The sequence below is a fragment of the Pseudoalteromonas sp. H71 genome (genome assembly GCF_001468485.1).
Taxonomy (GTDB): domain Bacteria; phylum Pseudomonadota; class Gammaproteobacteria; order Enterobacterales; family Alteromonadaceae; genus Pseudoalteromonas.
The window spans coordinates 71,130-90,481 of sequence record NZ_LODI01000045.1; the positions used below are offsets into that span (position 1 = coordinate 71,130).

Annotated in this window: 19 protein-coding genes; 9 read left to right on the forward strand and 10 right to left on the reverse strand. The window is 39.5% G+C overall.

The window, feature by feature from the left end; all coding sequences use genetic code 11:
- Both ATS71_RS19220 and ATS71_RS15705 read right to left on the reverse strand, forming a co-directional pair.
- The coding region (locus ATS71_RS19220) for a TonB-dependent receptor plug domain-containing protein (RefSeq protein WP_235591512.1) at positions 1–1,340 on the reverse strand (1,340 nt) is incomplete at its 3' end.
- 331 nt (positions 1,341–1,671) lie between these two features.
- Positions 1,672–4,032, reverse strand: coding sequence for a DNA polymerase II (locus ATS71_RS15705; protein ID WP_058405747.1), 2,361 nt, complete (start codon positions 4,030–4,032; stop codon positions 1,672–1,674).
- A 60-nt stretch (positions 4,033–4,092) separates the two neighbouring features.
- On the opposite strand from ATS71_RS15705, the gene dinG reads away from it, so the two are divergent.
- Genes dinG through ATS71_RS18520 form a run of 6 tightly spaced genes read left to right on the forward strand, consistent with a single transcriptional unit; the run spans position 4,093 to position 8,932 of the window.
- Positions 4,093–6,168 (forward strand): ATP-dependent DNA helicase DinG, encoded by a 2,076-nt coding sequence (gene dinG / locus ATS71_RS15710; protein WP_058405663.1) that lies wholly within the window; start codon positions 4,093–4,095, stop codon positions 6,166–6,168.
- On the forward strand, positions 6,168–6,944 hold the full coding sequence (locus ATS71_RS15715; RefSeq protein ID WP_039038085.1) for a TSUP family transporter: 777 nt from the start codon (positions 6,168–6,170) through the stop codon (positions 6,942–6,944). The genes dinG and ATS71_RS15715 overlap by 1 nt, the downstream gene beginning before the upstream one ends.
- Before the next feature lies 1 nt (position 6,945).
- Complete coding sequence (locus ATS71_RS15720; protein WP_058405664.1) at positions 6,946–7,554, forward strand: primosomal replication protein; 609 nt, start codon at positions 6,946–6,948, stop codon at positions 7,552–7,554.
- Positions 7,555–7,563: 9 nt separating this feature from the next.
- Complete coding sequence (locus tag ATS71_RS15725) at positions 7,564–8,463, forward strand: histone deacetylase family protein (protein WP_058405665.1); 900 nt, start codon at positions 7,564–7,566, stop codon at positions 8,461–8,463.
- Between the two features lie 51 nt (positions 8,464–8,514).
- Positions 8,515–8,796, forward strand: a complete 282-nt coding sequence (locus ATS71_RS15730) for a late competence development ComFB family protein (RefSeq protein ID WP_058405666.1) — start codon at positions 8,515–8,517, stop codon at positions 8,794–8,796.
- Positions 8,780–8,932 carry a YbaM family protein gene (locus ATS71_RS18520; RefSeq protein ID WP_082653639.1) on the forward strand — a complete coding sequence of 51 codons (153 nt, stop codon included), beginning with the start codon at positions 8,780–8,782 and terminating at the stop codon, positions 8,930–8,932. Before ATS71_RS15730 ends, ATS71_RS18520 begins: the two co-directional genes overlap by 17 nt.
- Before the next feature lie 2 nt (positions 8,933–8,934).
- Here ATS71_RS18520 and ATS71_RS15735 read toward each other — a convergent pair whose 3' ends face one another.
- Complete coding sequence (locus ATS71_RS15735; protein ID WP_058405667.1) at positions 8,935–9,459, reverse strand: sel1 repeat family protein; 525 nt, start codon at positions 9,457–9,459, stop codon at positions 8,935–8,937.
- A 103-nt stretch (positions 9,460–9,562) separates the two neighbouring features.
- Here ATS71_RS15735 and ATS71_RS15740 point away from each other — a divergent pair, with 103 nt between their 5' ends.
- Positions 9,563–10,447: a DMT family transporter gene (locus ATS71_RS15740; RefSeq protein ID WP_058405668.1), complete on the forward strand. Its 885-nt coding sequence runs from the start codon at positions 9,563–9,565 to the stop codon at positions 10,445–10,447.
- A gap of 17 nt (positions 10,448–10,464) precedes the next feature.
- Here the strand turns inward: ATS71_RS15740 and ATS71_RS15745 are convergent, their stop codons facing one another.
- Genes ATS71_RS15745 through ATS71_RS15755 form a run of 3 tightly spaced genes read right to left on the reverse strand, consistent with a single transcriptional unit; the run spans position 10,465 to position 12,234 of the window.
- On the reverse strand, positions 10,465–10,977 hold the full coding sequence (locus ATS71_RS15745; protein WP_058405669.1) for a CC0125/CC1285 family lipoprotein: 513 nt from the start codon (positions 10,975–10,977) through the stop codon (positions 10,465–10,467).
- A gap of 25 nt (positions 10,978–11,002) precedes the next feature.
- Positions 11,003–11,746: an anti-sigma factor family protein gene (locus ATS71_RS15750; RefSeq protein WP_058405670.1), complete on the reverse strand. Its 744-nt coding sequence runs from the start codon at positions 11,744–11,746 to the stop codon at positions 11,003–11,005.
- Complete coding sequence (locus tag ATS71_RS15755; RefSeq protein WP_058405671.1) at positions 11,743–12,234, reverse strand: RNA polymerase sigma factor; 492 nt, start codon at positions 12,232–12,234, stop codon at positions 11,743–11,745. The genes ATS71_RS15750 and ATS71_RS15755 overlap by 4 nt, the downstream gene beginning before the upstream one ends.
- Positions 12,235–12,374: 140 nt before the next feature.
- Here ATS71_RS15755 and ATS71_RS15760 point away from each other — a divergent pair, with 140 nt between their 5' ends.
- Complete coding sequence (locus ATS71_RS15760; protein WP_058405672.1) at positions 12,375–13,721, forward strand: S8 family serine peptidase; 1,347 nt, start codon at positions 12,375–12,377, stop codon at positions 13,719–13,721.
- Here the strand turns inward: ATS71_RS15760 and ATS71_RS15765 are convergent.
- From ATS71_RS15765 to ATS71_RS15775, 3 genes are all read right to left on the reverse strand, one after another.
- Positions 13,705–14,658 (reverse strand): surface lipoprotein assembly modifier, encoded by a 954-nt coding sequence (locus ATS71_RS15765; RefSeq protein ID WP_058405673.1) that lies wholly within the window; start codon positions 14,656–14,658, stop codon positions 13,705–13,707. The two genes, ATS71_RS15760 and ATS71_RS15765, sit on opposite strands and share 17 nt — an antisense overlap.
- Before the next feature lie 66 nt (positions 14,659–14,724).
- A complete protein-coding gene (locus ATS71_RS15770) occupies positions 14,725–15,606 on the reverse strand; it encodes a hypothetical protein (protein WP_058405674.1) in 882 nt (293 codons plus the stop codon).
- 134 nt (positions 15,607–15,740) lie between these two features.
- Entirely contained in the window at positions 15,741–17,978 is a 2,238-nt protein-coding gene (locus tag ATS71_RS15775; RefSeq protein WP_058405675.1) for an exonuclease domain-containing protein, read from the reverse strand.
- An 89-nt stretch (positions 17,979–18,067) separates the two neighbouring features.
- Between ATS71_RS15775 and ATS71_RS15780 the strand changes: the two genes are divergently transcribed.
- A complete protein-coding gene (locus ATS71_RS15780) occupies positions 18,068–18,562 on the forward strand; it encodes a phosphatase domain-containing protein (protein WP_058405676.1) in 495 nt (164 codons plus the stop codon).
- A 128-nt stretch (positions 18,563–18,690) separates the two neighbouring features.
- On the opposite strand, the gene ATS71_RS15785 is transcribed toward ATS71_RS15780, so the two are convergent.
- Positions 18,691–19,119 (reverse strand): DUF6491 family protein, encoded by a 429-nt coding sequence (locus ATS71_RS15785; protein WP_058405677.1) that lies wholly within the window; start codon positions 19,117–19,119, stop codon positions 18,691–18,693.
- Positions 19,120–19,352 lie beyond the last annotated feature (233 nt).

Genomic DNA, 19,352 nt, shown 5'->3' on the forward strand with positions numbered 1-19,352 from the left:
AACGGGTCATTTAGCATGTAAGTACCATCGTTAATGTATTGGCGAGCAATACTACGAAGGATGTAACCTGTACCTACGTTATGGCTTTCGTTGATTGTTTTACGAACACCTGTTTCAACAGAAACGTCACCAATCATACCTTTAGCGCCAAAACCGATATCTTTAAGCTCTGTAGATAATCTGTTGTCACGGTTACCTAACGCAGCAAAACGATGCCAGAAATCTAGACCTTGCTGTTCCATTTCTAGAGAAGCATCGTAGATTGGGCTGTTAGGGTTAGTTGGGTTGTTAGGGCTATCTGCACTGATAAATACTGTATCAGGTGATGCATCGTATGCTGTTGTATCCAAGCCTGGAGCATAGCGACCAAATGATTTAGTTTGTGCGATGTTGATGTCTGTGTAAATACTCCAGTCATCGTTCACATCGTAAGTGGCTTTAACGAAAGCTGAGCGGTTTTTGATTGACGCTTCATCAGCAGATACTGCTGCGAAGTTAAAACCACAACGTGCGCCAATACGGTAAAAGTTCTCGTTACCTACGCCTTCACATGTAGCTTCTGGAGAGAAGAAATCAAAATTACTTGCTCTTTCACCATCTGTAGTTGTGAATGTTGTGAAGTTATTTGAATAAACTGAACCACCTGGGCTGTACCATGGGAAGTCACGAGCGTAAACAATGTCACGACCACTCCAAGATGCACCAGCAAGTACACGAGAGTTGTCTGAAGAAGCACCGAAAAGTACAGAACCATTTTCACGGTCGCCGCCTTCATGTTCAATGCGGCCAGAACCTAAAGTAACTTCTGCACCATTAAAATCTTTACGTAAAATTACGTTAATTACACCACCGATAGCATCTGAACCGTAAAGTGCAGAAGCACCATCGGTAAGGATTTCAACACGCTCAACTGCGGCCATAGGGATTGAGTTCAAATCTTGGCTTGAACCAGTAAGAGTTGACTTAGGTAAACGACGACCATCAACTAAAACTAAAGAACGATCAGAACCTAAACCACGTAAGCTTACTGTAGTAGCACCTTGAGCAGAGCTACCAGACTGCGGACGGAACGAACCCAGACTGTTAAATGTAGTGTTACGTAATAAATCAGCTACTGAAGTTTCACCGCTTAGCTCGATTGCAGTACGGTCGATAACTGTTACTGGTAAATCACCAGCCATGTCAACACGTTTGATACGTGAACCAGTTACTTCAATACGCTCAACTTTTTCTGCAGAATCTTCTTCTGCAGCAAAAGAACTTGCTGAAAATGCAGCTGTAGATGCTGCGCCAAAAGCGATCGCTAAGCGAACTGCTTTTGAAACTTTGTTATTTAACATTTGATTCTCCCAGGAATACATTTATTAATTATAATTTTTTCAGTCTAGCGGTACAAAACGTATCAAGTACCCCAATGACTGTGCCTTCAATGATAATACTAGTGAAAGAGCAAGGTCAACAAGGAATTAACGTTGCGTTAATAATTAATTACTAAAAATAGCTAAACGTTAATTCCACCAGAAAAAAATTAAATCTAACATACTGTTAAAAAACAAAAAAATATACAAATTAAATTAAATGCATTAACAGTATGTTGCTTTTTTTACTTCTAATTAAAATGTTAACTTTTGCTGGTTTTGTCGTTTAACGTAAATTTATTGAGCAAAAAGCTCAAAAATCAGGCAGCAAAAGTTGCCCCTGATTGTTATTTTTATCATCTATTGCTAAAGCATCAAATATTGCTGCCGATATCGGAACCAGCTGTCTCTGTTGATATAATGGGTAATTGAGTGTATTTTTTCCTGTACTTATCTCCGCGCTTTTAATTGCATAAACGTACTCTATAATTTGCCCGCGTCTAACTTCAAAGTCAGGATGCTCTGCCTTGTACTTTTTTACAGCTTGTACATGAGGCGGGATATTTTTTTCGTAATCGTTTAAATGTCGACCAAGGCGCTTTTTGTAAACAAGCTTTTGATCAAACTCTCCGCTATACAATCGTTTGGTATAATCTTTTACTATTTCGTCAAGTTGAGCAATTTCAAAGTGTGAATCAAATAAGGCTTCAAACAGCTCTTTTTGTAACTCTTGGGCAAATTCCGTCCAGTCGCTTCTAACAGTTTCCATTCCTTTGAAAACTATTTTAGATTCACCATCTATTGTTGTTTTACCGACGTAACGCTTTTTAGAACCCGTTTTTTTATCCCGAATAGTAGGCATAAAAAAGGGGCTGTAGTGGGTTTCGAATTCAATCTCTAAATAGCTTTTTAAATTAAAATGCGTTGCTATATATTGATCCCATTTATGGTTAATATGAGCCATTAATTCATTACCAATTTTATGGCAACACATTGCAGTTAAATTGTCGTCCACTTTTACAAAAATAGAATCCGTATCACCATAAATAACGCTGTACCCAAGCTTTTCCATCCATTTACGCGTAGTTTGCATAATTTCATGGCCACGCAATGTAATAGAGCTTGATAATCTAGGATCATAAAATCGACACCCCTTCGACCCAAGCACACCATATAAGCTGTTCATAATAATTTTAATTGCTTGCGATAACATTGGTTGGTTGGTGTCTTTGGCGTTTTGACGGGTTTTAGTTAGGTATTCAATTAGCTTTGGTAAATGATGCTCACTACGAGAAAACACTGCATTATTAAAGCCTTGTATTGCATCATTAGGAGCATTTAACCCTTTTATTAATCCTAGAGGGTCAATACAAAAAGTGCGCATAATAGAGGGGTATAAACTTTTAAAATCTAAAACCAGAATATTTTTATAAAGCCCAGGCAATGAGTCCATCACGTAGCCACCTGGGCTGTCAAAAGATAAGCCATGGTCGCCTAAATTAGGGGCTACATAACCACTGCGGTGCAGCAAGGGTAAATACAAATTAGTAAAAGCAGCTACAGAGCCACCCATTCGTTCAAGCTCTAGACCTGTTAGCTGTGTGCGAACAATAGCAAATTCATATAAGTTTAATTTAGTAAAAATACGATTAACTAAAATACAGTCTTGGCGGTTGTAAGCCGCTAGAGTTAGTTTATCCTCATTAAATTGACGAATAATTTCGCCTAACCGGTTGTCTGATTGAATTAGTTTGGCTTCACCTAATACTTTTTCGGCAATGTTCCCTAAAGAGTAATTATCAAAGTGGTAAGTCGCATTTTTTAAAGTGTCAATTCCATCAACAACACATCTTCCTGGCAACGTAAGGCGTGTATAGTGCCCCGTATTGATATTAATTGGTTGGCTATCTCTGCCCAATTTAAGGGAAATTCCAAGCGCTTCAGCACGGGCATTAAGTACTGTAAAATCAAACTCTATAACATTCCACCCAATAATAATGTCGGGATCATTATTACTTAAATAAATATGTAACTTTGTAAGTAACTCAAGCTCATCTAAACACCAGTCAATGTTGATTTGTTCACTATGATTGTTTGGTTCGCCAATCATTAAAACGCAATCAAGTCCATTCCCAACAAGACCAATTGAAAACAGCACGCCTTCCCCATCACATTCAATATCTAATGACAGCGACTTAAGCTTGGGCGTGTAATCTGTATTTGCTTTCAACTTTGCGTTTTGTATAAGTAAAAAGCCGTTTTTTTGACTAACATCTCCAGTAACCCAAACACCACCTCTAATAAAGCGCTCCATTAAAAAGCGATCGCTGTGGCGAATATCACCCTCGTAAATAGTTATGGTGTTTTCAAATAATGTTCGTGCCTTATAAAGACTGCTGGTATTGTTAAAATAGCAGGCAACACAGGCTTTGCCGCTAAAGTGACTCATTTCAACTGTTTTAAAATTAACACTTATACGTGCTTTATCTAATAACTGCTGGGCATGTTGCTGTTGTTCTTGTGAAATAAAAAACACAGCTTGCTGATTTTCAATAACAACTTTAATTGGGCCGTGATCGGATGCAAGCCAATAGCATAGTGTGATCCCCTCACTATGTTTAGACGAATATTGTTGCCTTGATAAAATAAAGCCCTGATAGATTGCTTGTGTCAATGCACGATCCCACTTAATATACACACTGTAATTATATACATACTTTAGGCAAATCATTCCATGCTTTCTGACTCTCTAAAAAAAACTATTAGGCAAGTGCATCAGCATGTGGCTAAAAACCTGAATGATTATAGGCCGCGCAGCAGTCAAAATTACCTTGTTGCAGAAATTGCAAAAACATTAGCTGGTGAGTATCACAAAAAACAACGAATTTGCGTCATAGAAGCTGGCACAGGTACCGGTAAATCACTTGCTTATTGTTTGGGAGCCTTGCCTTTAGCATTGGCACAAAAAAAGAAGCTAGTAATTTCTACGGCTACAGTGGCATTGCAAGAGCAATTAATTGCAAAAGAACTGCCTTTTTTTAAAACACATTCTGGGCTCGACTTTAAGTTTGATTTAGTTAAAGGACGCCACCGCTATATTTGCGCCCATAAACTACATAATGCTGTTAATGGTGATAGCCAAACTCAAATGGACTTTATGCCAACGCTTACCTCTCCATTGAGTGATATGGAAAGCAAATGCTTGCAAGAGCTATACGATGCTTACGTAAATAAAAAATGGCAAGGCGATAGAGATAGCTGGGCAGATACAATTCCCGACAGAGTTTGGAATTTAATTGCTTGCGACAAGCATGCTTGCCAACGTCAAATGAAAGCGCATTTGACTTGCCCATTTCAATTAGCTCGCCAACAACTTATGCAAATGGATGTGTTGGTCATTAATCACTCTTTGCTACTGGCTGATTTAGATTTAGGCGGTGGTAAAATTTTACCCGAACCAGACAACACTATTTATGTAATTGATGAAGCACACCATTTAGCCCATATAACACGCGACTTTTCGTCTGCTGCAGCAACCATTAAAGGCACAATAGAATGGCTCGATAAGCTCACTAAATTCAGCGGAAAAATGGCAAAAACACTAGTAGGACAAAGAGCCATAGGTCAAAACTTTAAGCTTTGCGATAGTATAAACGATGCAAATAAAGATCTAAAAGTAGTGAGAGATATTCTTGATAATGCTGACTTTGAATATTCAAAAGACGACACATACCGTTTTGAACATGGTGAAATCCCCAAGTCGCTTCACAGCAAAGCAAAAGATATAAGCGAAGCCACACAAGATGCACTACGTTGTTTAAATAAAATGCACGACACCCTTACACAAGATGTGAGCGACGGCGACATAAAACCTTATGTTGCCGATCCTATTCTTGCTGAAAGCGGTCACTACATTAATCGCTTAGAGCAACTAAATAAATTATGGTTTAGTTATGCCAACAAAGGAGAAGGCATACCCCACGCACGTTGGATAAAACGCCTTGAATACAAAAGTCATCATGACCACCTTTTAAGCGACTGCCCCATTGAAGTAGGCTACTACCTAAAAGACAAACTTTGGAACGAGTGCGCCGGCGCTGTTTTATGTTCTGCCACATTAAGTGCACTTGGCTCGTTTGACCATTTTGCTTATGAAAGTGGTTTAGCAAAAGAGGAAGGCGTTAAATTTATAAAGGTTCCCTCGCCCTTTGATTACCCAAAACAGGCAACATTACGCATTCCTGTGTCTAAAGTTGAACCTACCGATAAAGACTTTAGCAATCACTTAGCAACCACTTTGCCAGAGTATTTAAGCACTAAAAAGGCAAACTTAGTCTTGTTTGCCTCGTACTGGCAAATGGACCATGTAGCAAAGTTTCTTAGAACAAAAGGTTTTAACTTATTAGTACAAGGTGAGATGTCGAGAGAAGCACTGCTTAAAAAACACAGCCAAAATATTGATAGCGGTAAAGGTAGTATTTTATTTGGTACGCAAAGTCTTTCAGAAGGTCTTGATTTACCTGGTAAATATTTAGAGAACCTCATTATCACAAAAATCCCTTTTGCTGTGCCTACCTCTCCAATAGAAGAAGCGCAAGCAGAATTTGTGCAAAGCAAAGGCGGTAATCCGTTTTTAACAATTACAGTCCCAGATGCTGCTAAGAAATTGGTACAAAGCTGTGGTAGACTGCTGCGAAAAGAGAGTGACGAAGGCTGTATTACTATTCTTGATAGGCGTTTAGTAACCAAACGCTACGGTAAAGCCATGCTCGACACCCTACCACCATTTAAAAGACAAATAGACTATTAATGTTTGAACTCGCACTCGACCCGACAACTTGGGCAATTTTATGTGCTGTTGCATTGGCAGCAGGCTTTATAGATGCAATAGCCGGTGGCGGTGGCATGTTAACCGTGCCCGCATTACTTACGGCCGGTTTACCACCGCACCTAACATTAGGTACTAATAAACTCGCTGCGAGCTTTGGTTCGTTAACAGCAAGTTTTACCTATTACAAAAAAAACCTTTTTAGCCCCAAGTTTTGGTTGGCATCAATTATTGCAACCGCAATAGGCGCGCTATTAGGTACGGTTATTGTTGATTATTTAAGCATCGACTTTTTAAATAAGTTGCTACCAATTATAATTATTGTTGTTGCCTGCTACAGCTTATTTGGAAATTTGAGCACCACACAAGGTGATGAGTTACCAAAACTCAACAATGCAATGAAAGTAAAGCAGTGGGTCCAAGGCCTAGCACTCGGTTTTTTTGATGGATTAGCAGGCCCAGGCACCGGCACATTTTGGACCGCGTCTAACGGCATGCTTTATAAAATGAACTTGCTTCTTAATTGCGGTTTAGCCCGCTCTATGAACTTTGTGTCTAACTTTATTTCTCTTATAACCTTTGTAGCTTTAGGGCATGTAAACTTTTTGCTTGGTATAACAATGGGCTTTTTTATTATGTTAGGAGCCTGGTTTGGTGCGCACTCTGCAATTAGGTTTGGTAGTAAATTTATACGCCCTGTTTTTAATACCATGGTTATACTTTTAGCATTAAAACTCATTTATGAGGCTTACTTTTAACATGCAAGTAAATGCATTAGACAAGCTACGACAACAAGTGACTTCGCTTAAGCAACAAGCTGAGCAATTTGATAGAGCTAAATTATTTGCTAAAAATCGCTATATGCAAGCACAGCCTAGCCTATTTGACCGCGCTGTATTTCAAACTAAAAGTATGAGCTTAGTTGATTACGTTAACGAAATAGAAGAAGAAGTAGCAAGCTTACCACCAAGCGATCACCGCCATGCATACACCTATGCGTTAGAGCGTATTTCATCGCAGGTTCAGGCCGTGTTCAATGTTATTAAATCAACGCCAATTTGGGAAAAAGAAAATAAAAGTCGGTTTAAACCTCGCCCAAAACAAGCTGTTTATAAGCAAGCTGTAAAAAAAGTGATGCAGTCTTCCCACGAGCTTTACGATGAGTTAAAACAAAACCATGAATTTGAACGCCGCTTAATGCTGATGATAGAAGAGCGAAAAATGCAAATGGAAAAAGCATCGCCAGCAAAAGCCCAAAAGCTTAACCTTGAAATTTTAAGTACTCACGCACGCTTGGGTCGATGCCGAAAAGCCATTTCAGCCACCGAAGACAAAATACAACAAGTGGAAAAACAACAACTCCGTTAGGGCTTTTTCATGCAGTTATATTACCACCCTCTTTATTCAAATTTACCTTTACCCGAAAAGCACCGCTTTCCAATTCAAAAATATCAGCGACTTAAAACCGAAATAGAGCACTTAGGCTTTTTGCCAACCGCATTCATGCAGCCCACCAAGGCAAGCCTCTCGCAATTGGCCTTATGCCACAGTACGCAATATATAAATAATTTTTTAACCGGTAACTTATCTGATAAAGCGATTAAAAAGATGGGTTTCCCTTATTCGGCTCAACTAGTTGAGCGTACATTACTGTCTGTCGGTGGAAGTATTCAAGCAGCAGCGGAGGCTTTAAAAAGCGGACTAACCTGTAATTTAAGTGGTGGTTACCATCATGCCTATGGTGACTACGGCAGTGGCTTTTGTATATTTAACGATTTAGCCATAGCAGCCGCGCACCTATTAAACACCCATAAAGCCAAAACGGTGCTAATTTTTGATTGCGATGTGCACCAAGGCGATGGAACAGCACACATTATTAACCAGCAAAGCCATAAAAACATTATTACTTGCTCAATTCATTGCGAGCAAAATTTTCCCCGTTTAAAACAGCAATCTGATTACGACTTTTCTCTACCCGCTAAATCTGGCGACGATGAGTATCTCGACACATTACAACACGCGCTCGCGCTGTGTGTAAGCATTCATCAACCAGACATTATTTTATACAACGCGGGGGCAGATATTTATACGAAGGACGAGTTAGGTTTATTAAATGTATCTATAACAGGCGTTTATGAACGAGATTACTTTGTACTTAATTTTTGTAAGCAACATAACATTCCGCTTATGTGTGCTTTAGGCGGCGGTTATCAGCGTAATTTAGACAGCTTAATCAACGTCCACAAACAACTATTTAAAGCGGCTATCGATTTATAACAATCCTTAGTATAGACTTATCTAAATGGAACATAACAAAGCGGTAGGAACATGCGATTACACGACGATATACATAACTATTACGAAAAGATTGTTGTTGAAGAAATCATAAAACGAAAACTCGACGAAAAATATGATGACGACGTTATGGCTGACTTTTGCTGTACTGTATTAAACCAACTTCCACCTCGCTACATTCGTTACGACGTTGATATGGCGTTTTATTTACCACAAGCTGAGCGCATACATATGGAAGAACGTGTGCAAACAGCTATTGATGTGGCTATTAGTCAAATATCTAAAAAGAAAAATTTAAATGACCAAGCCTCTTGAGGAAGCCCCAACGCATATTAAACTTGCTGTTGATTTAATTATGATATTAGAGCAGCACGATGTAGAGCCCGAAGAAGTATTAAAAGCGCTCGATATAGTAAAAAGTGACTTTGAAAAGAAGCTAGTTAACAACTAGCTTCACTCAATTGTGTCTACTTCATACACAGTGACAGCAGCGTCACGTTTACTGCAATCAATTTTAATTTCGCCAAATGTACGCCTAGCTGTTGTTGACCTACGGCACGTCATTTTTTGAGCCTCAACACCAAATCGCTCAATGTACAATGCAACAGTTGCATCTATTTGCTGTTTCTCTTCTATTGTTGCAGCAGCATAAAAAGTATCATATTGTTGTGACCAATTTTCAACGCCAGCTTCTGCAGCTACACCTAACCAGCCCATACCAAGCTTGGTTGATTGCTCTAAATATTGGCCTTTTAAGAACATGAATGCTAGCGTGTACTGCGCACTTTTATAACCGAGCGATGCAGGCTCCTTTAAATCATAAAAAGCTTGCTCGTATAGCCCTTTTTTATACGCTTTAATCCCATTGTATTCTTTTTTCTTCATTGTATTGTCGCTGTATAAATTAACTAGGGTTGACCCACACCCACTTAATAAACTCAGTGCCAAAACTGCCGCAACTGACAGATGTCTAACCATAATTCGTCCTTTATTATTTTTAATATGCGAGTACCGGATCTGGCTTACACTCTTTGCAAAGCCTGTTATTCTATACCCCTAATCGTATAACTAAAATATTATCATGAGCTTAGCAAGTTTACTTAGATTATTTTTTCTGGCTTCAATTTGGGGCGCGTCATTTTTATTTATGCGAATGGCGGCTAACAGCTTAGGGCCTGCAGTATTAATTGAGTTTAGAGTTGGCTTTGCCGCAGTTACACTATTTATAGTTGCACTGTACTTAAAACGCCGCTTGGCGTTTACTGAACACACCAAGCACTTTTTTATCATTGGTGCGCTTAATTCTGCCCTTCCCTTTTTATTATTTGCGTACGCTGCGCAAACTATTAGCGCATCTACGTTATCTATTTTAAATTCTACAACCCCCATTTGGGGCGCGGTGGTGGGTATTATTTGGAGTAAAACCAAACCCACAAAAAGCATGGTTTTAGGTTTGCTACTGGGTTTAATAGGCGTGGCAATTTTAGTTGGGCAAAATCATTTTGTATTAAATAGCCAATCAATAATCGCCATAGTAGCAGCATTAAGCGCTTCGCTTTGTTATGCCATTGCATCCCATTACACTAAAAATGCGCCAAAGCTTGCACCGTTCGATAACGCACACGGCTCAATGTGGGCAGCGAGTTTTATGGTACTACCCCTTATTTTATTTATGCCAATGCGTGAAGTGCCAACCACCCACGTTATGCTCGGCGTTTTAGCCCTTGGCGTAGTGTGTACAGCGCTTGCTTATATTCTATTTTTTAAACTTATTGACGATATTGGCCCAACCTCTGCTTTAACGGTCACGTTTTTAATTCCTCTATTTGGCATTTTTTGGGGGCATTTAATTTTAGATGAGCAAATTGGGCCAAATACGTTACTAGGCGCATTATTTGTCATTGTGGGCACTATGCTGGTTACTGGATTTTTACCACGAAAAAAGCACTTAGCTAAAACACGCTAAGTGCTTTTACAAAGCGCTTACTTTTGTGCTTTTTTGCTTAAGTTTTCAATTAAGTCTTGGGCGCTAAAGCTGTTCTCGTTTGGCTTTATACCTTTGCCCATTTTAATATCAATAAGGGTGTGCACTTCTTTGCGTTTATCATGGTTGCTTACCTGTACGCCTACACTACTTGTTGGGCGTGCGCGTGTTTCGCAGGTTAATAAACCGCAGCTTCGCTCATATTGCTGGCTTTGTGATGCACTAATAGATGACGTGGAGGCTTGCGATTTAGACTCAACAAAGGTTTCTTTGTTAGTTACAACAAACCAGTCGTAGCCTTGCGCTTGGGTAAGCTCAGCTGCGCGTAATAATGCATAATCACCGGCATCGGCTACATTATTTGACACACTTTTAAACTCTACTCGGTATTGATCGTCGCTAATTTTTTGCTCGCTGTAACCTTGTGAGCCATTATTCGCGGCGCGGTAATCAGGTTTAGAAGCACAACCCGCCATAAGTAAAATGCTGATAATTAAAATAGATGTTTTCATAATTCACCTCGTTTTATACACATTATTATTTGTTTAACTGCCACTTTGCGCTAATTGCTTGCTGCTCTTGCGCTCTATCTAGTGGTGCGCCGCTGATCATGCTGTCTATAACAGTATCTAACTCACTGTTATTAGACGCCGTTTGATATTGCGCGCCATTATTACTTTGCTGCGCGGCTGTTTGCGCTTTAATTTGCCAACCGCTTTGTGTTTTACAAGCAATGCTTGTTTGCGTTGTATTGTTTGAACTTAGTACATACTGCCTACAAAGCTCACCTTGCTGATTTTTAAAACTAAGCTGCGCGCTAAATACTGAGCCATCACTTTGCTCAAACACACTACTACTAAGCTGTGTGTTAAGCGCTGAGGCTGTATTACTAGCCACGAATAAGTTTTGTGCGTTATGAGGCTGTAAATAGCTAGTCATTGCTATACCAAATACCACGGCAATGCTTGCAGCTATTGCTAAGCTTTTATTAGCCGATTGCTTAACCGTTTGCCAAGGCGTTAACGCCACTACATTGCTATTTGACGTGTTTTTAGTCGTTGGCGTATCGAGCTTTGCAACCGTTTTAGCTAATGAGTCACTAAGGGGTGCGTCGTCAATACGTGTTGCGTGCTCTTTTACTAGCATGTCTACTTCGCTTAGTTCTGCAAGTCGCATTACTAGTTCATCATTGGTTTCAAGGGCTTTACGCACTTGCTCCATTTCGTGCTCGCTGAGCTCTGAGTCTAAAAAGGCGCTAAGTGTTTCGTCGTTAATGTTCATACTTGCTCCTTTTTAAAGTCGGGTTTTATCAAGTTATAAAGAGTACTGCGTGCTCGCGATAATTTACTCATTACACTGCCTATAGGTATATCTAGCGTATGTGCTACTTCTTTATAGGCCATGCCCTGCACTGCCACTAGCGATACTATGGCGCGTTGCTCTTCGGGTAATTGCCCAAGTGCTGTATTTACATTTTTAAGCATTTGTTTGTTTTCAAGTGTTTGTTGCTCATTACTTGTAATTGGCTCTGGTAATATATCGGCCTGTGCCGTATTTTGCCTTACCTTGCGTGAGCGGTATTCGTCTATCCACACATTGCGGCAAATTTTAAATGCCCATTTAGCCGGCTCAACGTCATCCGGAATGCCTTTTACTAATAGTTTTTCAATTGTTATTTGCACTACATCGTCTGCATCTGCTTTACTACCCGTCAGCGAATAGGCAAAGCGCCTAAGCATGGGCAATAAGGTTTTTAATGTTTCGTTCATTGATTTTTACCCCTTTTATAAAGAAGACGATTCAAAAAAACATTTATTCCCAAATAATCAAAAGAATTTGAATAATGAAATATTTTTATGTGTTAAACGTTAACTAACTAGCATGATAAATTTAATAAAAGTAACCCACTATGAACATGAAAAAAGTCCGCGTTAAATACATAATAGTCGCCTCGCTTTGCATATTTAGCGCAACGAGCTCAGCCAATATAGTAAAAGTCGATCAGGTGCTTGGGCAGCTAAACCCTATAGAGCAGCGTATTGAACAAACTATAGAGCGTGCACAGCGCCTGCCGCTTCCGGTGCCTGTTCCACAAATATCAATTGATGAACTAAAAGCGCAAATAAGTGAGCCAATTAGCAGCTTACCCAATGTGCTTAACATTAATATAAATAGCCAAAACACTGCATTTGTTGAAGTAGAGCTAGAAAACGGCTTTAGAGCAATAGAGCGCCAATGGTTATTAATGGCAAATAACCAACAACTTAATACCCTAAAGCAGCAAAATGTAACCATCGTATCGGTAAAAAATTACAACGCACTTAATATGAGCTTAGTGCGCTTTAACGTGCCCCAAGGTGTTAATTCTAAAAATGAGTTATTAAAAGTGCTTAACTTAGATGAGTCTGCAATACTTGACCGAAACCACATATATCAAGCGCAAACAGGCGAGCCTACCGCAGAAGTAACACCAAATAACTCTATTACCCCCTACTGCACACAAAGCGTAAAAATTGGCATGATCGACAGCGCCATTAATACCAAACACAGTGCTTTTGAAGGTACAAATATCACCACGCAAAGCTTTTTACCTAAAGGGTTAAGCTCGCCAAATTTGCACGGCACCGCCATAGCGGGCTTAATTACGGGTAAAGGAGCAAAACTTAGCCCGCTTTTAGGCAGTGCCAAGCTTTACAGTGCAGAGGTGTTTTATAGGCAATCTGAATATGCACAAGGGGCTACTTTATTTGCCATAGTAGAGGCACTTAACTGGCTAGTTAGTAATAAAATACCCGTAATAAATATGAGCCTAACGGGGCCAAATAACGCAGTTTTAGAAGCAAGTATTACTGCTGCAATAAAACAAAACGTGTTAATTGTAGCTGCTGCTGGTAACCAAGGGCCGGCGTCGCAGCCGTTATACCCAGGCGCGTATAAAAGCGTGATAGCGGTAAGTGCTATTGATTCAAAAAACCAAATTTATAGATGGTCAAATAAAGGTGATTACATAGACTTTGCAGCCTTTGGTGTAAATGTTGTTACAAGCCAAGGCAATGGAAAATTTGGAAGGGAGTCGGGTACGTCAATGGCGGCGCCGCATGTAAGCGCGGCATTAAGTTGTTTATTGTTAAAGCATGGTAATAATAAAACCAAAGCACTTAACGAGCTTACATCACTTGCCAAAGATTTAGGCGAGCAAGGCAAAGACACCACCTTTGGTTACGGTGCCATTTACCCACCTAAAAGTGCACTTTAACTGACGCCGATAAAACCGACTGAGTATAGGTATTGCTACTAAGCTTTGATTGGTAATCACCATATTCAGCCTCGGCTATGAGTGTTACGTGCTCAAACACAGCTAGGTTATAAAACGCATTAACGATACTTCGGTGCTCATCTCGCGACGGTATTTGCTCAAAAAATTCATTCGTTGTTTGCTCATCGTAATCTTTATTTTGATAACGCCAGCCTGCGCCCACTTTGTTAGCCATATTAAAGGCCGTAAATTTGTGCGTAACTTTAGTAGTAAAACCGTAGCCATTAAAGTCATATTGGTTGTCGTCGGCGTTTTCTTTATCAGCACTTAGCGCTGCCATTAGCATGGTTTGGCCATTATTTATAAAATGATAAAGCGCTACATCGGCACCTACACCATCGGCATTACGTGCTTTTGCAGTAGCAAAACGTTTAGCTTTGGTTTTTATGCTCGTACGCAAATACGTATGTGGGTTTAAAAAGTGGCCATAGTAAGCACTAGCTTGATTAAAATGTAAAAATGTTTCGCCATCTACATTTGCTTTTGCGCCGTCGTAACGAACCCCTACCTCATGGCTATTAAAGCTGTAGCTGCCATCTAAACCATATTGATGAAGGTCTAAATCGTATTGATCAAACTCATCGTAGTCTTGTTGTTCAAACTTATAGCTTGAGGTTAATTTAGCGCTTTTAGTTAATTGCCATTTTGCATTAACACCTGCTGCGGTTTTTATGCCGCTGTCGCTTTGCGACGAAATATCGTCAAGCTCCTGAACAGAGAGCGCCGAGTTACTTAATACCCCAACTTCTGCATCTGCATTTACTTCAAGGCTACTTTTAAAGGGTTTATTTTGCTCAGGTGTTTTAACGTGGTTGGTTTGTGCAAGCACCGCTTGGGCACTAAAAACACACAATGTGGCGGTTATAACTGCTTTCATATTTATTCTCCAACAGGCCGAATAGGTTTCCCTATTCGGCATTTGTGCATATACGCTTAGGCCGTATTAAAGACCTAGGTCTAAATCGTTAGTAATGTTAGTTACTACTTCACTTGCGGTGCTAAGTGCTACATCGTTACTAATTTGATCCGTGACCGCTGCGCTCACCTGCCCGCTAACACTTTGTTGTACTGTGCTTTGTAAGCTGCTAACCGTACTATCTTGCACATTGGCAATTAAAGATTGCTGAACACTGCTTACTACCTCATTACTGGTATTAATTGCATCACCCACTTGCAGTGCAGAACTCACTGAGTTTGCAGCCGAACTAGTCATTGCTAATTGGTTTGTAAGCTCACCCGCATTAAGCGCATTTGTTGCATCAGCTTGTGTTACTGAATCGGAAGCGCTACTCACATTTGAAAGTAAAGAGGCATCTGTTGGTGTATCGGTTGTATCAGGCTGAGCGCCTTGATCAGACGTAACAGAAAGTAATGACGACTGACTCACAGCCGTCGTTAAATTACCTGCCGATGAGGTTAACTGCGATGTTGCATCAAGCGCTGTATTAACTGTGGTATTGCCTGTGGCATTTAAAGACGATGCCGATGCATTTAATGCGTTATTTAAAGATCCGCTTGCAGATGCAACTATTGAATTTGCAGGCTCTGCGGCCTCGCTGCTTTCTTGCGCTGGAGTTTGCGTATTATTCGCCGTTGAATCTGTATCTTGCGAGTCATCAGCCGTTACTAGTATATCGTTAGATACGTTTGTGTTATTGCTACCACTGGCTGTTAAACCGTTTTGTGAAAGCGCAATAGATGTAGATGTTTGTTGCTGCGCCGACGTTGACTGAGATATTTCAATATCAACGGCCTGCACTGCACCTGTAAAAGTACACACACCGCTTAACATCATTACACTTACAATTTTATTTAATTTAGTCATTGTTTTGTCCTCTAGTTTGTCGGATTGACATAAAGAAGACGATTTACAAAAACACTTTATTCCAAAATAAATTAAAAATTTATAATAAAACTATTTATTATTTAAGTTTCATACACTTAAAAAAAGATAATACGCTACTGCGTTAGCGTTTCACTATTTTGTATCAGCAATAAAAGCTCAGCAGTGGCAGTTGCATCGGCCAATGCACGGTGATGACTGGTTAAATTTAAATTAAAATGCGCACTAAGGTTACCAAGCGAATACGACTTTAGCCCTTTAAACGCTCTGCGCGATTCAACCACGGTGCACATTTTTGGCATTTTAAAAAAGTGCCCTGCAACCTCGCACTCTTTTTTTATAAAACCGTAATCAAAGTTTACATTATGAGCTACAAAAATACTGCCTGCGAGTTTATCTAATAGTGACTGTGCTATCTCGGCAAATACAGGTGCATTGTAAACCATACTATCGCTTATGCCGGTTAGCTTAGTAATAAAGCCGGGTATATGGCGCTGCGGGTTAACAAGTGTCGACCAGGTATCAATTACTTTACCGTGCTGCACTTTAACAATGCCAATTTCGGTAATACGGTTACCGCCTTTTAAGCCGCCGGTGGTTTCTATATCAACCACACTGTAAACACGGTTTGGGTCTACAAACCATTTAACTGCGGCAATATGTACCGTAAAGCCTACATTTTTTAAATTATCAATAGTGGTAAGTTGGTTGCGCCTAAGCTTATCGCCCGGGGCTTTTACCTCTTCAAAATGTACCTGGCCATTATTAATCACCATTAAATCGGGGTAGCCATCTTTTAGCTGCAAATACTGTTTGCTCATGGCCGTTAAATGCGCAATTAATGCTTCAAGCGGGCTGTTTAAAATAAGCGCCTCTAGTGGCTCTAATAAATTGCTGCGCCATCTAAATAAGCCGTTGGGCTGCTCAAAGTATTGCGCGGCATGTTTACATACCAAATTAAGCAGCGCCTGATTAGTACTACAGCTTTTTAAACGTGCGTTAATTTGCGTGCTTTGTGCTTCATAAAAATTACCAAGCTGCAAAACTTGCGGGTAAATATCAAATTCATTACACGGCGGGTACGGCGACTCTATAAACAACTCGTGCCAAAATACTAAACCAAATAAGCTTTGCCATAAGGTGTTTTCGGTATTAAAAACCGTTAACCCTTTTGCACTGTAATGCTCATTTACGCCTTGCTCTACATCGCCTCGGTAAATTTCGTCAATTTCAAGCACACATTGGGTGTCGGCCAGCATAGTGCTTAAGCGCGAACGCGTTTGTTTATTAAACTTACGCATTAAAAAGTCATCAGCAAAGTACAGTAAATCGTCAGTGAGCGGGTTTTCTATTATTTGTTCTAGCTGCGCTTTTACCCATTCTTTATTACCTAAACGGTATTGCTCTCTTATTTGAATTTCTTGGGCTTCAGCATAATCGGTGCACCCTTCAAGTAAGCTAAAGGCAAGTTCGCTATCGGTATTTTTAAGTTGTTTATACAGCCTAACCAGCAGTTTGTTTTTAAGGTCGTGCGCTTGTGCACCGTGCGCCGGTTGCGCTAAAACTAAATGCGCAAGCTCGGTGTAAGGGGTTTTGTCATCCAAGGTTTCATCTTTTGTATTACCGGCTGTTTTGCCTATGTTTTTAAACGCTAAACGGTAACGATTTAAAACATAATTAGATTGCGCCTCAGCGAGTGTATTAAAGCGCGACAAACTCTCGCTGTGTCCTTCGCGGGTTGCGGTTAACCCTAAATCGCGCATAACAAAGCGGTTTTGATGATTTACATCGCCACTACTTAAGCGCCCTGCAAATAAAAACTCAAAATACTCGTAATAATCTTCACGGTTATTAATGACATACTGACTATATAAAGGGGCGAGATCATCTGTGCGCTCACTAAAAAATTGGCACGCAATAGTGACTAATTCTCCTTTGGCTGCGCTTTTTTTAAAGCTTACTTGCTCGCTGTAATTACTAAGCAACTCCACCAGCATGGGCTTAGTTAAATGCGCTATAAGAAGCGTGTAATGCTGCGCGTTTGGCTCATATAAAATACCCACTGTTTTTAGGGTATAAATAGCCTGATGCGGCGAGGTTATTTCTTCATAATTGAGCGATTGTGCCTGCACTAAATAAGGCTTGCGCGAATACACACGTGCCAACATGCATTGGCTTTGTTCATCAAGCTGGTTAATTTTACAAATAAATTCACTATGTTTAGGCTCAAGTAAATGCATACATTTACTTGTTACAAACTCAATAAGCTCTCTAAAATGCGCTAAATAGTATTTTGCTGGTAATTCTTTTTTCATAACATCGCCACAACTGTATATAAAAACAGTATCTAGCATTTGTGCTTATTATTCAATCTTAAACTTGTAACTAAAACACGCTATAGTGAGCGTATAAAAGTAAATTTATTAAAAATAAAGGACTTACCATGAGCGCGCACCCGTACGATGTTTTATCACTCAATAACGGCGCAAATATTATTTTTACGCCTTGCCCTGGTACAAAAACGCAAAACCTTGCTGATTCAATCGCTACATTAAAGGCGGCTGGCACTCACATGCTGCTGTCACTTATGCCGCAAAAGGAGCTTGAAAAAAACAACGTACAAACAATTAATAGTGAGTGCAAAAAGCACGATATAACCTGGTTTCATTTACCTATAAATGACGACGAAGCACCCAAACAGCCTTTTATATCAAGCTGGAACACCCACAAAACCGACATGTTACAAGCCATACAGCAAAAACAAACCATTGCCATACATTGCAAAGGCGGCACTGGCCGCACAGGGTTGGTCGCTGCGCTTATTTTAAATTCGGCTGGTTACACAAAAGAAGAGGTATACAGCCTTGTACAAGGCATTCGCCCTAAAGCGCTTACTATAGAATTGCAAAAAGAGTACTTTGAAGAGTTTATGATTTAGGTATTTACGAGGCGTAACATTAACTTGGCATGCGCTTTTGATTTTAAATCTAGAACTAAAAATGCGTTTATTCAACGTTTCTTAAATAATAGTTGACCTTAAAAGGTCAACTATTATTGTTATTAAATTCAACTTTGGATAGGATTTCCAATACTTTCTAAATGCTCCGTTTGGCCAGCAGTAAGTGGGTAAATCGATTTTATAAAACATTTTTTTGTAGGTTGTTCAATGGTAGAAATTGAATCCCCTTCCTTATGTATAACAAAATTAGAAAATCGGTTTAACTCAATTCCATGAGATTCATTTAGGTCATGGCAAGTGCCCTGGGTTTCAATCAAATAATCTTTTTTATGTGCCGCTGAAATAATTAAGAATTTATCAGAAAGTGGTTTCCAACCTTTAAACCTAAAGCTATTGATTTTATCTTCACCTGCTAAGTTTTCTTCAGACAAGTACTTTGCATATGCTTGGTCTTTTTCTTTGAGTGAAATATTGCTTGTGGCTGAACAGCCTAAAAGCACTGTTGCTGCTAATGTAATAACTAAACTGTTTTTCATAAATTATCCCTTTTAATTAAAATAACTAGGTAGATTACAAATGTATATTTATTGCGAAAACATACAACTTAGTAGAGCTTAATTTTTACACTCACCCTAAAAAGAACAAAAAACATACAACCATTCTTACAATAGAATATTATTTTATCTTTGTCATCTTTTTGTTAATGTTTTGGGTAAATTTAAAGCGTTTTATTTCATAAAAGAGGTGGCAATAAATCACCTTTTATAAC

Coding starts and splice junctions, on each gene's coding strand:
- ATS71_RS15770 (WP_058405674.1), bottom strand. CDS start 15,606: ATGACTAAATTAAATAAAATTGTAAGTGTAATGATGTTAAGCGGTGTG.
- ATS71_RS15785 (WP_058405677.1), bottom strand. CDS start 19,119: ATGAAAAACAGTTTAGTTATTACATTAGCAGCAACAGTGCTTTTAGGC.
- ATS71_RS15735 (WP_058405667.1), bottom strand. CDS start 9,459: ATGGTTAGACATCTGTCAGTTGCGGCAGTTTTGGCACTGAGTTTATTA.
- ATS71_RS15780 (WP_058405676.1), top strand. CDS start 18,068: ATGAGCGCGCACCCGTACGATGTTTTATCACTCAATAACGGCGCAAAT.
- ATS71_RS15745 (WP_058405669.1), bottom strand. CDS start 10,977: ATGAAAACATCTATTTTAATTATCAGCATTTTACTTATGGCGGGTTGT.
- ATS71_RS15715 (WP_039038085.1), top strand. CDS start 6,168: ATGTTTGAACTCGCACTCGACCCGACAACTTGGGCAATTTTATGTGCT.
- ATS71_RS15740 (WP_058405668.1), top strand. CDS start 9,563: ATGAGCTTAGCAAGTTTACTTAGATTATTTTTTCTGGCTTCAATTTGG.
- ATS71_RS15775 (WP_058405675.1), bottom strand. CDS start 17,978: ATGCTAGATACTGTTTTTATATACAGTTGTGGCGATGTTATGAAAAAA.
- ATS71_RS18520 (WP_082653639.1), top strand. CDS start 8,780: ATGACCAAGCCTCTTGAGGAAGCCCCAACGCATATTAAACTTGCTGTT.
- ATS71_RS15755 (WP_058405671.1), bottom strand. CDS start 12,234: ATGAACGAAACATTAAAAACCTTATTGCCCATGCTTAGGCGCTTTGCC.
- ATS71_RS15720 (WP_058405664.1), top strand. CDS start 6,946: ATGCAAGTAAATGCATTAGACAAGCTACGACAACAAGTGACTTCGCTT.
- ATS71_RS15730 (WP_058405666.1), top strand. CDS start 8,515: ATGCGATTACACGACGATATACATAACTATTACGAAAAGATTGTTGTT.
- dinG (WP_058405663.1), top strand. CDS start 4,093: ATGCTTTCTGACTCTCTAAAAAAAACTATTAGGCAAGTGCATCAGCAT.
- ATS71_RS15750 (WP_058405670.1), bottom strand. CDS start 11,746: ATGAACATTAACGACGAAACACTTAGCGCCTTTTTAGACTCAGAGCTC.
- ATS71_RS15765 (WP_058405673.1), bottom strand. CDS start 14,658: ATGAAAGCAGTTATAACCGCCACATTGTGTGTTTTTAGTGCCCAAGCG.
- ATS71_RS15725 (WP_058405665.1), top strand. CDS start 7,564: ATGCAGTTATATTACCACCCTCTTTATTCAAATTTACCTTTACCCGAA.
- ATS71_RS15760 (WP_058405672.1), top strand. CDS start 12,375: ATGAACATGAAAAAAGTCCGCGTTAAATACATAATAGTCGCCTCGCTT.